Source organism: Mesorhizobium sp. M2A.F.Ca.ET.039.01.1.1 (genome assembly GCF_003998035.1).
GTDB lineage: Bacteria > Pseudomonadota > Alphaproteobacteria > Rhizobiales > Rhizobiaceae > Mesorhizobium.
This window is the reverse complement of sequence record NZ_RZRY01000096.1, coordinates 1-14,173: the sequence shown is the minus strand read 5'-3', so window position 1 is coordinate 14,173 and position 14,173 is coordinate 1. Positions and strand designations below refer to the sequence as shown.

Sequence of the window (14,173 nt, the reverse complement as noted above, 5' to 3'; positions counted from 1 at the left end):
AGATGCCGCCGTCCCAATACGGCTCGCCGTCGATGCAGACCGCCGGAAACGCCGGCGGCAAGGCGCCCGACGCCATGATGTGGGCCGCCGACAGGATCATCTCGCGCGTATCGAAGTATTTGAGCTCGCTGGTGTTGACGTTGACGGCGCCGACTGTCAGCCGGGTGTGACGCCCGTTGAGGTAGTCGAAGTCGATCAGATTGCTCAGCGTCCTCTTGAGCGGATCGGTGGTGTAGTAAGACGCGTTCTCGACACCGACTTCGCGGTTGACCCCAAACATGGCGCTCGGGTTCGGCTCGAAGAACCCAGGGATGCCGCGCATCACCGTGCCCATGTTGGCAAAAATGTTGCTCGGAACCATCATCCGGAAAAACTCGTCGAATGGACTGCTCCTGCTGACGCCGTCCCAGAATTCCTGAAGCCTGGGCAGACGATCGCCGGGCTTGTTTCCAGCAATCAGCGCGGCGTTGATGGCGCCGATGGACGTGCCTATGACCCAATCCGGTTCGATGCCGCCCTCGACCAGCGCCTGATAGACTCCGGCCTGATAGGCGCCGAGCGCGCCGCCGCCCTGAAGGACAAGGACGGTCTGACGTTTGACGTCGCCCTGGTGCCCAGTCGCCGGTTCTGCTTTCGGGGCGGATAGGTTTTGCGTGATCTTGTTCATGGCCTTCGCTCCTCGTGCAGGTCTAGTGAGCGGTCCAACCGCCTTCGATCGGCATCACGGCGCCGGTGATCGAGGCCGCCTCGTCCGACGCCAGGAACAGACAGAGCGCGGCAACCTGCTCGACGGTGACGAACTGCTTGGTGGGCTGCGCGGCCAACAGAACATCCTTGATCACCTGCTGCTCGGTGATCCCGCGGGCCTTGGCCGTGTCCGGTATCTGCTTCTCGACGAGCGGCGTGAGCACGTAGCCGGGGCAAACAGCGTTGACCGTGATACCTTGTTCGGCAACTTCCAGCGCAACGGTCTTGGTCAGGCCCGCGACACCGTGCTTGGCCGCGACATAGGCCGACTTATAGGGAGATGCGACGAGCGCGTGCGCCGAGGCCACATTGATGATGCGACCCCATTTGCGCGCCTTCATCGCCTGCAGGGCGCGCCGGATCGTATAGAAGGAAGACATGAGGTCGATCGCCACGACCGCTTCCCATTTCTCGATCGGGAAGTCATCGATCGGCGCGACATGCTGAATGCCGGCATTGTTGACCAGTATGTCGACGGCGCCGAACTCGGCGATGGCCTTGTCCATCATCGAGGTGATCGCGTCGCCCTTGCTCATGTCGGCATTGTCGTGTCGAACGGCGACCTTATGATCGGCGGCAAGCCTGGCCCGCAGGCGTTCGATCTCGGCGGCGTCGCCAAAGCCGTTCAGAACGATGTTGCAGCCCTTGGCAGCGAAGGCTTCGGCAATGCCCTGCCCGATGCCGCTGGTCGAGCCTGTGATGAGTGCTGTCTTACCTTTGAGCATCGTCTTGTCCTTCTGATTGCGCGGCTACCAGCGACGGCGCGGGCCGGCCCTGGATCTGAGGACTAGTATGGTGAACCGCCGCAAGCTGCGGAAATGCCGTTGAGACATGGATTCGATAGCTGACGGTCAGAACGTTGGCTCGAAGCTCGGACGTCGATCGACCGGTCGGGTTGTTTGACGTAACGGCAGCTAGTAAGATCGCGCCGCAACGCGGGCGGCGCCGTATGCGCGACCAGTGAGGGGAGCGTGCCGTGGAGATCAGCCAGTCCGATACTTCTTGGCTGTCGCCAAGGAGCTGAATTTCACCAGGGCGGCCGAGCAGTGCAACGTCACGCAGCCGGCGCTGTCGCGCGCAATCAAGCTTCTGGAAGATGAATTCGGCGGGCCGCTTTTCCACCGTGAGCGCCGCTTCATTCACCTCACCGAGCTCGGCCGCATGGGCGAGACCTATCTCGATATGTGATCCTAAAGAAGATGCCGCTCAAGGTCGGCATCATGAGCACGATCGCTCCGGACAAGATCATCGAGCTCATCGCGGCTGTGCGCGCGCACCACCCGGGCGTCGAGTTGCATCTTTGCGATGCGGATGCGGTGAGCCTCAGGAGAAGGCTGCTCGAGGGCGAACTCGAGGCTGCCATCTATGCGTTACCTTCAGACGATGCCGACGAAGAAGTGCACTCCCTGCCGTTGTTCCAGGAGCAGATGGTGATGGCGGTCCACCTGACCCATCGCCTTGCCATTCGGCGCGCGGTGCAGGTGAAGCATATGTCAAACGAAAGCTACATCCACCGCAACAATTGCGAGTTCGCGGGTTACGCGGATGCCATCCTTGCCGAACAAGGCGTCACGGTCGGTCCGGTCTACTGGAGCGATCGTGACGACTGGCCATTGGCGATGATCGTTGCCGGGCTCGGCTTCGGCTTAATGCCCGAGCATACCGTCAAGCATCCCGGCGTGGTGCCTTTGCCGATCACCGAGCCCGAATTCTGGCGAGAGGTCAATCTCGTCACCGTGCGCGGCCGCAGGCATTCGCCCGCGGTCGGCACATTGGTGCGCGAGGCCACGCAGAAGAAATGGTTGGGCGAGCGGATGAAGGCGCTGTCCGCCGCCGAATGACTGGCTGTTCGAGGCTGACACTTCGACGAGCCGAAGCATCTGAGCGCCTCGCGCCGATCAATTCTTCCTGACCGACGACGTGACGGACTGGATCACCTCGGTCGCCATCTTGAACTGTGCCTGCCGGTCAGTGATGCCGTGCCGCTTGGCGATCCAGTCGAAATCACTATAGGCGGCGTAAACCGTGCCATCTCCGGTTTGGTAGACCAGCACGCGCACCGGCCAGTCCAGGCCGGCCTCGGGATTTGAGGTGATGAACGTCGTGCCGAGCGCCGGATTGCCGAACATGACGAGCCGCGACGGCCGGACGTCGTTGCCGGCCTTGTTGCCGAGCTTTGCCTGGTCGATCACGCCAAAGAACATGAGGCCCTTCTTAAGGACGTCCTTCTTGATGCGGGCGACGGTCTCGGCGACCGAGTAGTCGCTCTTCACCGCGACGACGCCGTCCGAGGCGGCAGCCGGAAGGATGACCGTCATCAGCATGGCGGCACCTGCAAGCAGAGTTTTGAGTTGGTTGGTCATGTCGGTCTCCTTGGTTGGATAACTAAGTTTCGATTTCAGTATCAGGCCTTGGGCGTTCGCAGCACACGCGCGATCGCGATCGCGCCGGCGAGAACCGCGGCCAGCACGACCACGCATGCGGTCCAGCCGACACGGTCGTAGATCTGTCCGATGAGGAAGCTGCCGGCGAGCCCGCCGCCGTAGTAGGACGCGAGATAAATGCCGCTCGCGGCGGCGCGATCGCGCGACGCGGTGCGGCTGACATGTCCCGTGGCTATGGCCTGAGCCAGGAAGGTGCCGACGGCAACCAGGGTCATTCCGGCAAGAACAATCGGAAGACTGGGTAAAAGCAGCAGAAGCAAGCCGACGATCGCCAGCGCAAGCGTTGCCCCAATCCCTCCCCTTGGGCCAAGCCCCGCTGCGACTCGGCCGGCAAGCGGGGTGGTCAGCATCGATGGCAGGAAAACGAAATAGACGGCGCCCAAGGCCATCGGCGTGAGCGAAAGCGGCACCGCAACGAGCTGGAAATTCACGTAGGTGAACGTGCCGATAAAGACGAACAGAATCAGGAAGCCGATCGCAAAACAGGCCCGCAGTTCGACGTTCCGCAACGGCGCTTTCCAGGCGGCGCGCACAGGCTGGCCGTCCAGGTCTGCGCGAATCATTGCCGAGGTCTTCTGCAGCGTGAACCAGACCAGAGCAGCGCCAAACAGATTGAGGGCGGCGAAGGTCAGGAAGTTGGTGGAGATGCCGAACATGTCGGCGACGGCCGCCGACATCAGCCGGCCGAAAAAGTTGCTGGCAACATTGCCGGTCACATACGCCGCAAGCGCGTTCGTGGTCTGCCGGGCGGAAAAATGCTCCGCCAGGTAGGCCATGGTGAGCGTGAACGCAGTCGACATGCACAGGCCTTGAGCTACACGCAGCAGGGCGAAGACCACAATATTGTCCGTCTGCGACAGCAGCGTCGTCGGAATCGCCAGGATGGCCAGGCTGATCCAGATGCCGTTGCGGCGATCGATGCCGCGCCCGAAGAGAGCGATGGCGATACCGGCCACCGCCATGCCGAAGGTGCTGGCGTTGACGGCGAAGCCCATAGTCGCGCGGCTGACCCCGAATTTTGTCACCAGTGAAGGCAGGATGGCCTGGGTGGCGAACAGGTCGACGAGCGTCAGGAACGCGATCAGGGCGATCAGCCCAAAGCGCCAGCTGTCCGCAGCGACCCTGCGGAGCCCCATTAATTCGGTATGTTCACTGGTCGTCATCACAGGCTCCTGGCCAATGCGTCCTCGGGCGATCGCCTGAGGACGCGCTGTTTGCTGCTGCTGCTGCTGGGATCCGCTGGTCGCGAAAGCAGCTCACATCATGTGATCGTTATGCATCGCCGGCGGCAGAACGTCGGCTGAGTAGAGCACCGCCGGAACCTCCCCGTTGTTCTTCCACCAGTGGGCGAGCTGGCCGAACTCGGCGGTCACGTCGCCGGCCGGATGCTCGATGCCGACCTTGCAGGTGCTGGCGTATTCGGTGATGGAGCCTTCGACGACGATAATGTTGGCGGGGCGAACCGTGTGCTCATGCCACGGCACCACGCCGCCCGGCTGAACGACAAGCTTGCGCAGACGCAGCATGTTGCCCTTCCAGGCTTCGCCCTTCGGGCTGAGGTCGATCGCCGAAAGAACCGTGTCCGTCACGCCGACGGGCTTGCTGGGATGTTCCTGGATGTCGGCGGTGGCGGCCTGGCCAGCAGGGCAGTCGCCGGCGAAAACCGGGGCCACCGAAAACGCGGCGGTCGCGGTGAGAAGTCCTAGTGTCAGCGCCAGCTTCAGCGGCACCCGCAATGCAATAGTCTTGGAAGCCATGTCTATTTCTCCTTTGTCGGTGCCCAATCGCGGTAGCGGGGCATAGGAGGAGAGTGACGGCAGCCTCGAAGAAAGAGAAATGCTGACTGGCTCTTAATTCGATACCTGAAAACTATGGTGGACGACCGCGCCAACGAGGCTGTCCCGCCACGACGTTTAATCGCGGCGTTAGGCTTCACTTCGAAATGCTATGCAGCGCTCTTCCTGGGCGACAGATCGATGCCGCTTTCCGGCCAGCTGTGCGCCTTGACGCTGTTCACGAACGTCGATGTCGCCGGCGAGAAGCGGCGCCCCGCCACCACAACGAGCGAGACTTCGCGCCAAACTTCAGGATCGACGACTGGCCTGATCTGCAAACCGGGAATGACGGCGCTGAATTCCGGGATGAAGCAGATTCCCAGCCCGCCCGAGACCATGTTTTGAATCCAGTCTTCGCGTTCGCTGGCGTAGGAGATCCTGAGCTTCACGCCACGTTCATTGCAGAGGCCGGCAAGATAGTCTCGATATTCGCAATTCAGGCGTCGGAGATAGTTCTCGCCGTCGAGTTCCGAGATGGCAACATTGTCGTTGCGGGCCAGCCGATGGCCGTTGGGAAACGCTAGCACGAACCGTTCGCGATAGAGCGGCGTGACATCGAAGCGCTCCGGGAACCTGTTGCTGGACGCCATGATCGCGACATCGATCTCGCCGGCTTCCAACAGCTGCGATAGGGATGCCGGCACGCCCTCAACAAGCTGCAGCTGGATGCCTTGCTGGCGCCTGTTGAAGTCGGTCAATAGGCCGGTAAATCGCCGCGGGCCGATCGTGCACATGACCCCAACCTTGAGATTTGCATTCTCCAGGCACAGGAACCTCGACGCTTCTTGGCGCACGCCAGTCACCTCGTCGAGAATTTGCTGAAATCTGGGACGGAGCAAAGCGCCCAGATCCGTGAGGTGCGTTAGGTTCCGCTCGCGGCGAAACAGAAGGCCGCCAACCTCGTCTTCAAGCTGCTGGATCGCGCGCGACAGCGCCGGTTGGGTAATGTTGCACTTTTCGCCGGCGCGCGTGAAATTCCGCGTCTCGCAGACGGCCAGGAAGTAGCGGATGTGATGAATGTCCATGCCGGTTTATCCCTCTGCTGCATAGATGCATGTGCAGGTTGGAACCGTGCCGCAAAGCAATCCATCACGCCAATGCACGGGGGCTATAAAGTCGATAGCGTTTCGTCATGCGCTGATGGCGGGCCAGGGCCCGCCATCAAACCGTGCGATAGTGCTCGGCGCCCGGAAAAATCAGCTGTGATGGCCCAAGGCGAAGAGCTGGGCGCAGAACTGAGCATGCGGCTTGCTCATGGCGACGTCGTTGCATTCCTTCATCATTGAAGTCTGCATCGCCTTCGGCGTGGCTTTCCACGCCGTCTCGAAATCCGCGCTCGACTTCATCGTCTTCATGCCGGAATCGGTGAAGAAGGGCTGCATGTTGGACGGTTCGTCGAGAACTCCGGCGAAGGCGACCCCGCCGATAACCGAAAGGGCAAAAGCGCCGACGCAGATAGCTTTGATATTCATGATGGGAGCCTTTTCTGGAGTTATGCAGTCGTCCCTTTGACGACCCCGCCGAACGACTGGCAGCATTTTTTTGAACTCTGTTGTTCCAGCTTGCCGAGCTTGACTTTGCTTCATCCGGCACTCAACTCGCCAATGCCGTCTGCGAATGGAGTTTATGCCGGCTCTGTATTCCAAGGGTCCTCGACGAGCACCGCTAATTGTCTCCGCCCAAAGCAAGCGCGTTGGCGCAAAATTGGGCGTGGTGCCCGCTCATCACCGGGTCGTTGCACGCCTTGGTCATCTTGACCCGGTCATGCTTCGGCATGGCAAACCAGGCCTTCTTGAACCCAGTCATCGGTTTCATCGTCTTCATCGTGGCGTCCGTATAGAACGTCGGCAATGCGGCGAGGTCGCTGAACGGGTCGGCCGACGCGGGGCTCGCACCAAGACCGATTGCAAGCGCAGCCACACAGGCGAATTGTCTCTTCATTCATCCGTCTCCTGTTCCAGGCCGCGGTTCTGGCAGCGGCTCATTACCCGGCCTGATCGGGATGAAGAGTGCGGCGCGCGAAGTCCTGCAGCCAATGCAATCTGCCTATGGACTTCATGCCACCTTGGCATTTCGGCTGAACAAGAAGATGCGGCAGTCTCTCTCCAGTCGTCCTAGTGACGATCTTGGGAGGAGACCAAACCATGCTTGCCCAGTCCCCGATGAGAACAAACCAGGCCGCCGTTTCGGTTGCGGATCTTGGTGCGGAAGACCCGACGATCGACATCGTGCTGGCAAACGACGCGCATGGAGCTTTTGTCTGGGGCGTGCTCGATCGCCTGCTGGACGAGCCGCGCTGCAGCTTCAGCGGCGTGACCGCATCGGGCTTTGCAGCGATGGAGGCAGCAGTCTTTGCCTACGGCCTAAGCGTCGGCGGCAGGCGCGGTGCGCGGATGGCACTCGCCAATTTCTGGCGGCGCGTCAGCCACGCCTCTGTCTTCGCCAATGACAGGACCAGCCTGCTTCGATCGGTCCTGGAACAGTCAATCGATATCGAGCAAATCCGCGTCGAACGCTGCCCGGTGAAACTTTGCGTCCAGGCCGTTAATGCCCGCACTGACGCCGTGAAGGTTTTCACCGGCAGTCAGCTTTCGATCGACGCGATCGTCGCGGCGGCCACTATCCCCTTCCTCTCGCTGCCCGTCGAGATCGACGGCGACATCTATTGGGGTGACGGCGACGTCTTTCAGTCCCCGCCTGTCCTGGCAACTGAAGCTCGCCATCGCCTGATCGTCACCGGCAGACCTTCCGTCTTCACCGCACCGTGTCCGGATCGCAGCCCCGCCGCCGGTTGTTGCTTGACCAGATGCGCGCCCGTTCACACCATATTCGACGGCCGATACCGTGCCGGAGCCCCACTGCTTCTGCGGCCCTGGATCGACTGGGGCGAACTGACCGAGATGCGCGACAGGGGGCGGCTGCGTGCGGCGGACTGGCTTGCTACCGAGCCTTTCCGCGCTGATTAAGCCCCGGCCTCCAACTGCGAAAGACGATACATCTAGGCGCCTCGCTCCCCGCCCTAGCCGCGCCTGCTTCGCATACTCCCGAATGCAGGTGCCAAGCCCTCCGGCTCCCCGCTGGAGGGCTTTTTCGCGCCAAGTTTCAGAACATAGTGGCAGCGTATCAATTCCATGCCGAGACAGCATTTCAGCTCGGCATCACGATCGGCGAGACTGATTTTGCAGACAGGCCTCAAGGCCGGTCTTTCTCTCGAAACGCCAACCAGGAGACAAGCCTGTGATCAATACCAAAACTCTCATCGGATCGGCCCTTGCTGCCGCCACTTCCCTTGCCGCGACGGCGGCCTATAGCGGCCCGGCCGCCAAGCCCGGCTTCGCCTTCGAGAAATGCTACGGCGTGGTCAAGGCCGGCCAGAACGACTGCCAGACCGCGACGCATTCCTGCGCCGGCACCGCGACCGCCGACAACCAGCCGGATTCCTGGCTCTACGTGCCCGCCGGCAGCTGCGCCAAGATCGCGGGCGGCAGCGATAAGCCGAAAGCCTGAAAGATCCAGACTTCTTGCCAACCTCCAAAATGGAGCAGACCGATGTCCCGTGCATTTCAGCCTCTCGCAATCCCCGCATCGGCGGGCATCGGTCTTCGCTCTCCTCACATCGGCGAAATGCTGACGCGGCGGCCTTCCGCCGGGTGGTTGGAGGTTCATGCCGAGAACTACATGGGAGACGGCGCGGGCGTCGAGGCGCTGGAAAAACTCCGCGAGATCTATCCCCTTTCGGTGCATGGAGTCGGCCTGTCGCTTGGTAGCGCACGAGGCTTGGACCGCGATCATCTGGAGCGACTGCGCATGGTCTGCGAGCGCTTCCAACCCGATCTGGTTTCCGAGCATCTCGCCTGGAGTGTAGCTGACGGCGCCTATCTCAACGATCTCTTGCCGCTGCGCTATGACGAAGAAGCTCTGGCGATCGTCGCGCGTAACGTCGAGACCGTCCAGGGAACGTTGAAGCGGCAGGTGCTGATCGAGAATCTGTCTGCCTACGTCGCCTTTGCGGACTCCTCGATGAGCGAGGCCGAGTTTCTGGCCGAGCTCGTGGTGCGGACCGGCTGCGGTCTGCTGCTGGACGTCAACAATGTCCAGGTCTCGGCGCACAATCTGCAATACGACGCCAAGGCCTTCATCGATGCGCTGCCGGCGGAGGCGATCGGCGAGATCCACCTTGCTGGCCATGCGACGAACCACGTCGGCGCCGACACTGTGCTCATCGACGACCACGGCTCGCGCGTGCCTCCCGTCGTATGGGCGCTCTATCAGCATGCTATAGACCGGCTTGGGCCGCGCCCAACCTTGATCGAGTGGGATACCGACGTTCCCATCCTCGACGTGCTGCTTGGCGAAGCCATGTGGGCCGACATGCTCACCGCTTCGCTCATGTTCAGCCGCAAGCAAGCCACGCGGCGCGAGCAAATGACCAAAACGCGAGCGACGCCGATCCTTTCTGTCCAAAGCGAAACGACGACCGGCATGCCCGTCCTTGCGGCGTTTGCCGCTGCAAGACGCGCCAGGCCGTGCATGTCCGCGGCGCTTGTCTCGATAGAGGAGGAATATCATGCTGCCGCTTGAACACTTGCAGACCACCATGGCGCGGTCGGTGCTGGCCTTGGAGCCGGTGGTCGGCGCAAATATACTGACCGCCGGCAAGGCAGATCCGTTGGCGCGCCTGCGGATTTACCAGAACAACACGCGCAGTTCCCTCACCGCAGCGCTGATGGCGGTGTTTCCCGTGACCGTCCGCCTCGTCGATGAGCGCTTCTTCCGCTTCGCGGCGAGCGAATTCATTCGGCGGCATCCGCCAGTGGAGTCGCGGCTGGCACGTTATGGCGCCGGCTTCCCGCGCTTCCTGAAAACGATCGACACCCTGTCCGACATGCCTATCGTCGCCGAAACGGCGCGTCTCGAATGGGCCATAGCGGAGGCGCTCGACACAGCGTCGCTGCCGCCTCGCAGCCTCGCAGAATATGACAACACCGATCTTGGGCTGTCGCCGGATATCCAGCTCCAGCCCTCACTGCGGTTGATCGTCTCGCACTGGTCGATCCTGTCGGTGTGGATGGCGCATCAACAGGAAAAGGCGGTCGACGAAGCCGTTACCTGGATAAGGCGCCCCGAGCGTGTGGCGTTGTGGCGATCGGGGAACTACGTGCGGCTTTTTCTGCTCGACCGCGCGAGCTTCGCCTTCTGGCATTCGCTGAAGCACGGCTTGGGCCTCGAGCATGCCACTGGCCGCGCCTTGGCGCTCGACCCGGCCTTCGACCTGGTTTCAGCCCTCGTGCGTCTGTTCCGCGACAGGCTCGTCACCGACGTGCGGGTCGCCTCGAATTCCCCCTCAAACTGACGGAGACGGTCATGACCGCAATATCGGAGCAATCCTCGTCCAACCCGGCCGGCTTTGTCCGCCTCTACAAGCGTATCATCAAGCTGCCCGAACACATTCCATTCTCGCTGGTCCAGCTCGCCGCCCGCGTGGCAGTGGCTCATGTCTTCTGGCAGTCGGCACAGAGCAAGCTGGCATCCTGGCCGGTGACGCTGCAGTTGTTCGCCAACGAATACAATCTGCCGTTCATCGACCCTTCGATCGCGGCGCCGCTTGCGACGACCGCCGAAATCACCGGCTCGGTGTTGATCTTCTTTGGACTATTCTCGCGCTTTGCGGCCGTGATGCTGCTCGGGGTCGTCTCTGTCATCCAGATCTTCGTCTATCCAGAAAACTGGGCGGAGCATCTGCTGTGGGCATCGTTGCTGCTTCTGGTCCTGACACGCGGCGCCGGCGTCTTCTCGCTCGACCATGTCGCCGAGCGAATCCTTTCGGCACCCAGAAAATAGGCATTCCGCCTAGCTGGAAACGCGCGGTGCGCATCTTCATCGTTCACGCTCACCCCGAGCCCAACAGCTTCAGGGCCCTGACCCGTGCGGCGAGTCCTCTCAGCGAGGCAGGCCGGATGGGTTCCCGGCAGCGCACACTTCACCACCTGCCGTTCTGCGGCGCCGGATCGCTTCGGCGACGAATACGCGGGACAGCGCGTGATACAGCGGTTCATTGGAAATCAGCCGCGCCGTGCCAAAGCCCAGCATCGACGCGCACATCAGCGCGATGACATTGTCATGGTTGCCGGTCATTTCGAGGATGATGACGAAGGCGGTCATCGGCGCCTGCACCACGCCGGCGAAATACCGGCCATGCCGAGCAGCGCGGCGATGCCAGTGCGAGCGCCGAAAATGAGCCCCAGCGCGCTGCCAAGGCCCGCGCCGACAGCGAGTGACGGCGCGAAGATACCGCCCGGAATCCCGGATACCATCGACATTAGCCCGGCGGAGAACTTCTCGACGAAGAAGAACACCGGTAGAAGAAGAACACCGGTAGAGGCGTTCCTTCGACGGCTCCCCGCGCCTGCGCGTAGCCGGTGCCAAAGGTAAGGCCGCCCGATGCAAGGCCGATCCCCGCTACCGCCAGCCCGCAGATGCCCGCCACCGCCAGCGTGCGCCGTAGTGGCTGCAGCGCGTTCCAGCGTCGAATGCGCCGCATTATCTTGAGGGCCAATAGCGAGAACGACGCGCCAACACCGCCGCCGATGGCGTCATGAGCATCGCCTGGATGCTGCTTTTGACGCTGGTCATCTTCATCGAGAAAGCTGCTGCCCCGTGGCCAGCGCTTCGAAGGTAGGCTGGGCGTTGCTCTGGTGGCCCTCGGAATTGCTGTGTCGCTTGGGGCGATCGATATGCCTTGGATTGGGGGCTAGAGTTCTCTTCCTTCCCGGCAACCGCGACCGGCACATTGCATGGCGTGCGCGACCGTCCATGTCACGGTAAACGAGCAGGAGCACATGCACCCCTGCTGTTCCGGCAGCGATTTCAAGGGCAATCCATTCGCATCGCGCTGGTTTTTTAGTAGGCTGTCGCGAGACAAGGTTGAGGATCGGGCGTGACGGCAGTCGACGATCGTCTTCTCGAAAGCAAAATGACCAAGGTGGAGCAGGCGCGCGCCTGGAGCCCTCGCGTCATCTCGAAATTCGAGACGCTGATCAGGAGTGCCGACGACCACTCGCTTTATCGTGTCAATCCGCTGGCCTTTGCTCGCGACCGCGCAATCGCCGAGCCTGAAGCAATCGACCTCTTCCTTCACGCCGCCCGCTGTGGTTTGTTCGACATGAGCTGGGATGTGCTCTGTCCCCAGTCCGGCATGGTGCTCGACAGTTTCGGCGCCCTTCGCACGCTCAAGACCCACTACGTCTGCGGCCTGTGCGACGTGTCGGGCGACACCGACCTCGACGACTTCATCGAGGTCACCTTCTCGATATCGCCAAAGCTGCGGCGCCTGCCGCACCACGATCCCGAGACGTTGCCTGTCGAGGATTTTCACTGGAAGCTCCACTTCGGACATGACGGGCGGCTACCCGGGCAAGACGTTCGCTTTCTTGACGTTCTGCGCGGCTTCGTTCGGGGCATGACGTTTCTGCCGCCAGGCACCACCACAGTGGTCCGCGCCGACCTGGGACCAGGCGTCCTTGCGGGCGTCAACGTGCAGACGCAGGCCGCATTCGCTGTGCCGATATCGGGCGATCCGGTTTCGGCGCCGACGCTTCTGAAGATCGACTATGATGGCAAACGCTTCTTGCCGGCGTTACCAGCCGTGCCGGCTGGTCCGATTGTCATTGAGGTGGCGAACAGGGGGGCGGTGCGCGGTTCGTTGCTTGCCATCAACTGGCCGCCCGAGCTTGTCGCGCTGACCACCAAGCCGGCGCTCGAGTTCGACCCTTATGTCTCCGGCGGAGCGCTGCTTGCGCGGCAAACCTTCCGCCAGCTCTTCCGGTCCGAACGTGTCGATGAGAAGGAGGGGCTCGGCATCCGCCAGATCACCTTCCTGTTCACCGACCTCAAGGGTTCGACCGCCATGTATGAGCGCCTGGGTGACCTCAACGCCTATGCATTGGTTCGCGAGCATTTCGCTCTGGTCAACGCGGCGGTTCGGCAACATTCCGGAGCGGTGGTCAAGACGATTGGCGATGCGGTGATGGCTGTATTCTCACAGCCGTCGGATGCGATTTCGGCCGCACTCCACATCTTTGAAGAAATCGATCGTTTCAACAGCGACCATGACGGGCCGGGCATCATCCTCAAGATCGGCGCCCACTGTGGACCATCGATCGCCGTGACGCTCAACGACAACCTCGACTATTTCGGCCAGACCGTGAATGTCGCCGCGCGCGTGCAGTCCCTGGCGGAAGCCGGACAGATCTGCATTTCCGAGGCACTCCATTCCGCGCCCGGTGTCAGCGAGATGCTTGCCGGCCATCGTGTGGTGGCTTTCGACGCGCCTCTTCGAGGTGTGGAAGGCGATGCAACTGTCTATCGCATTATGCGGGGATAGAAGCGACAGCGAGCCAACCCTTCGACCTGCCTGGAATCGGGAGCTCATGAGGTCCGTCTGGTGAGCGCAGTCAAGTTCGATTGCCCTCCGGCACCGCGTCTCGCGTGAGGAGAATTGAGTCTGCGTCAGACCTCTGAAATCACATTCGGAAGCAGCGCAGCTGTTCAGCCGGCGTCGGTAGGGCATCGCAGAAGGCAGCCGGGACGATCGGAGAGTGCCGCGACCGGGCCGTTACCGTCGGGCCTGGGTCCGGAATGAGCTGCAAGCTGCCGTATCAGCCGTGCCCTCGGCCATGCCCGGTCTTCTGGTGGATCACGCCGCATCCGATCTTCGAAAGGCCGTCGGAATCGCGTCGTCATATCGCTCAGCGCGGCTTGGCGAAGACCAGGAGGAGAGAGGACCCGCCCTCTCTCTTAACCTTCTTACGGACGAACGCGGATGACCGTCTTCCCGTTGCGTCGCCCGCTCGCGTTGAAGGTTGCAACGGCCTCGTCGAGAGCCGAAACTTTGCCGATGTTAGTCTGCAGTCGTCCGTCCCGCACCCGCTGGACGATCTCCCTCAGTTGGGCGCGATCGGACTCAACAACGAAATCAACCGCCAGGCCGTCTGTGGGCCGCGCCTCGGCCGGGCCGACGACGGTCACCAGCGTTCCTCCGGTCCGGATCAGTGCTGCGGACTGCTTCTAAATATCACCGCCGATGACATCGAACACCAGATCGACGCCGCCGACGTCCTTCAGGGTATCGTTCCCTAGGTCGACGAA

16 protein-coding genes and 2 pseudogenes are annotated in these 14,173 nt (G+C 61.9%); 8 read left to right on the top strand and 10 right to left on the bottom strand.

Features of this window, described 5'->3' with window-relative positions:
* Both EOA24_RS10555 and EOA24_RS10550 read right to left on the bottom strand, forming a co-directional pair.
* Positions 1-667: patatin-like phospholipase family protein (locus tag EOA24_RS10555; protein ID WP_133374490.1), on the bottom strand; the 667-nt coding region annotated here is incomplete at its 3' end.
* A 22-nt stretch (positions 668-689) separates the two neighbouring features.
* Entirely contained in the window at positions 690-1,472 is a 783-nt protein-coding gene (locus EOA24_RS10550) for a 3-hydroxybutyrate dehydrogenase (protein WP_126080040.1), read from the bottom strand.
* Positions 1,473-1,749: 277 nt separating this feature from the next.
* Between EOA24_RS10550 and EOA24_RS42930 the strand changes: the two genes are divergently transcribed.
* Together EOA24_RS42930 and EOA24_RS10545 are read left to right on the top strand one after the other, a co-directional pair.
* Positions 1,750-1,935 carry a LysR family transcriptional regulator gene (locus tag EOA24_RS42930; RefSeq protein ID WP_245467292.1) on the top strand — a complete coding sequence of 62 codons (186 nt, stop codon included), beginning with the start codon at positions 1,750-1,752 and terminating at the stop codon, positions 1,933-1,935.
* Between the two features lie 32 nt (positions 1,936-1,967).
* Complete coding sequence (locus EOA24_RS10545) at positions 1,968-2,588, top strand: LysR family transcriptional regulator substrate-binding protein (RefSeq protein ID WP_245467293.1); 621 nt, start codon at positions 1,968-1,970, stop codon at positions 2,586-2,588.
* 57 nt (positions 2,589-2,645) lie between these two features.
* Here the strand turns inward: EOA24_RS10545 and EOA24_RS10540 are convergent, their stop codons facing one another.
* From EOA24_RS10540 to EOA24_RS10515, 6 genes are all read right to left on the bottom strand, one after another.
* Complete coding sequence (locus EOA24_RS10540) at positions 2,646-3,071, bottom strand: DUF302 domain-containing protein (RefSeq protein ID WP_245463466.1); 426 nt, start codon at positions 3,069-3,071, stop codon at positions 2,646-2,648.
* An 80-nt stretch (positions 3,072-3,151) separates the two neighbouring features.
* Complete coding sequence (locus EOA24_RS10535) at positions 3,152-4,354, bottom strand: MFS transporter (protein ID WP_126080042.1); 1,203 nt, start codon at positions 4,352-4,354, stop codon at positions 3,152-3,154.
* Between the two features lie 93 nt (positions 4,355-4,447).
* Positions 4,448-4,948: a cupin gene (locus EOA24_RS10530; RefSeq protein WP_126080043.1), complete on the bottom strand. Its 501-nt coding sequence runs from the start codon at positions 4,946-4,948 to the stop codon at positions 4,448-4,450.
* 188 nt (positions 4,949-5,136) lie between these two features.
* A complete protein-coding gene (locus EOA24_RS10525; RefSeq protein WP_127409785.1) occupies positions 5,137-6,051 on the bottom strand; it encodes a LysR family transcriptional regulator in 915 nt (304 codons plus the stop codon).
* A 171-nt stretch (positions 6,052-6,222) separates the two neighbouring features.
* The gene (locus tag EOA24_RS10520; protein WP_126080045.1) at positions 6,223-6,498 is read right to left on the bottom strand and encodes a hypothetical protein; all 276 of its coding nucleotides are present in this window, start codon (positions 6,496-6,498) and stop codon (positions 6,223-6,225) included.
* Between the two features lie 193 nt (positions 6,499-6,691).
* A complete protein-coding gene (locus EOA24_RS10515; RefSeq protein WP_126080046.1) occupies positions 6,692-6,967 on the bottom strand; it encodes a hypothetical protein in 276 nt (91 codons plus the stop codon).
* A 203-nt stretch (positions 6,968-7,170) separates the two neighbouring features.
* Here EOA24_RS10515 and EOA24_RS10510 point away from each other — a divergent pair, with 203 nt between their 5' ends.
* The 5 genes from EOA24_RS10510 (at position 7,171) to EOA24_RS10490 (ending at position 10,867) form a co-directional block, all read left to right on the top strand.
* The gene (locus EOA24_RS10510; protein WP_126080047.1) at positions 7,171-7,992 is read left to right on the top strand and encodes a hypothetical protein; all 822 of its coding nucleotides are present in this window, start codon (positions 7,171-7,173) and stop codon (positions 7,990-7,992) included.
* A gap of 271 nt (positions 7,993-8,263) precedes the next feature.
* On the top strand, positions 8,264-8,533 hold the full coding sequence (locus EOA24_RS10505) for a DUF2282 domain-containing protein (RefSeq protein ID WP_095081018.1): 270 nt from the start codon (positions 8,264-8,266) through the stop codon (positions 8,531-8,533).
* Between the two features lie 42 nt (positions 8,534-8,575).
* On the top strand, positions 8,576-9,607 hold the full coding sequence (locus EOA24_RS10500; protein ID WP_126080048.1) for a DUF692 domain-containing protein: 1,032 nt from the start codon (positions 8,576-8,578) through the stop codon (positions 9,605-9,607).
* On the top strand, positions 9,594-10,379 hold the full coding sequence (locus EOA24_RS10495; RefSeq protein ID WP_126080049.1) for a DNA-binding domain-containing protein: 786 nt from the start codon (positions 9,594-9,596) through the stop codon (positions 10,377-10,379). The genes EOA24_RS10500 and EOA24_RS10495 overlap by 14 nt, the downstream gene beginning before the upstream one ends.
* Before the next feature lie 11 nt (positions 10,380-10,390).
* Positions 10,391-10,867 carry a DoxX family protein gene (locus EOA24_RS10490; protein ID WP_126080050.1) on the top strand — a complete coding sequence of 159 codons (477 nt, stop codon included), beginning with the start codon at positions 10,391-10,393 and terminating at the stop codon, positions 10,865-10,867.
* Positions 10,868-10,966: 99 nt separating this feature from the next.
* Here the strand turns inward: EOA24_RS10490 and EOA24_RS10485 are convergent.
* Positions 10,967-11,612, bottom strand: a pseudogene (locus tag EOA24_RS10485) (chloride channel protein); the annotation flags it as partial.
* Positions 11,613-11,963: 351 nt separating this feature from the next.
* Here EOA24_RS10485 and EOA24_RS10480 point away from each other — a divergent pair.
* Positions 11,964-13,409, top strand: a complete 1,446-nt coding sequence (locus EOA24_RS10480; RefSeq protein ID WP_126080051.1) for an adenylate/guanylate cyclase domain-containing protein — start codon at positions 11,964-11,966, stop codon at positions 13,407-13,409.
* A 422-nt stretch (positions 13,410-13,831) separates the two neighbouring features.
* On the opposite strand, the pseudogene EOA24_RS10475 reads toward EOA24_RS10480, so the two are convergent.
* Positions 13,832-14,173 (bottom strand): annotated as a pseudogene (locus tag EOA24_RS10475) (zinc-binding dehydrogenase); the annotation flags it as partial.

Excerpts from the sequence above, each read along its gene's own strand:
- EOA24_RS10550 (WP_126080040.1), bottom strand. The coding sequence starts at position 1,472 with ATGCTCAAAGGTAAGACAGCACTCATCACAGGCTCGACCAGCGGCATC.
- EOA24_RS10545 (WP_245467293.1), top strand. The coding sequence starts at position 1,968 with ATGAGCACGATCGCTCCGGACAAGATCATCGAGCTCATCGCGGCTGTG.
- EOA24_RS10540 (WP_245463466.1), bottom strand. The coding sequence starts at position 3,071 with ATGCTGATGACGGTCATCCTTCCGGCTGCCGCCTCGGACGGCGTCGTC.
- EOA24_RS10535 (WP_126080042.1), bottom strand. The coding sequence starts at position 4,354 with ATGACGACCAGTGAACATACCGAATTAATGGGGCTCCGCAGGGTCGCT.
- EOA24_RS10530 (WP_126080043.1), bottom strand. The coding sequence starts at position 4,948 with ATGGCTTCCAAGACTATTGCATTGCGGGTGCCGCTGAAGCTGGCGCTG.
- EOA24_RS10525 (WP_127409785.1), bottom strand. The coding sequence starts at position 6,051 with ATGGACATTCATCACATCCGCTACTTCCTGGCCGTCTGCGAGACGCGG.
- EOA24_RS10520 (WP_126080045.1), bottom strand. The coding sequence starts at position 6,498 with ATGAATATCAAAGCTATCTGCGTCGGCGCTTTTGCCCTTTCGGTTATC.
- EOA24_RS10515 (WP_126080046.1), bottom strand. The coding sequence starts at position 6,967 with ATGAAGAGACAATTCGCCTGTGTGGCTGCGCTTGCAATCGGTCTTGGT.
- EOA24_RS10510 (WP_126080047.1), top strand. The coding sequence starts at position 7,171 with ATGCTTGCCCAGTCCCCGATGAGAACAAACCAGGCCGCCGTTTCGGTT.
- EOA24_RS10500 (WP_126080048.1), top strand. The coding sequence starts at position 8,576 with ATGTCCCGTGCATTTCAGCCTCTCGCAATCCCCGCATCGGCGGGCATC.
- EOA24_RS10495 (WP_126080049.1), top strand. The coding sequence starts at position 9,594 with ATGCTGCCGCTTGAACACTTGCAGACCACCATGGCGCGGTCGGTGCTG.
- EOA24_RS10490 (WP_126080050.1), top strand. The coding sequence starts at position 10,391 with ATGACCGCAATATCGGAGCAATCCTCGTCCAACCCGGCCGGCTTTGTC.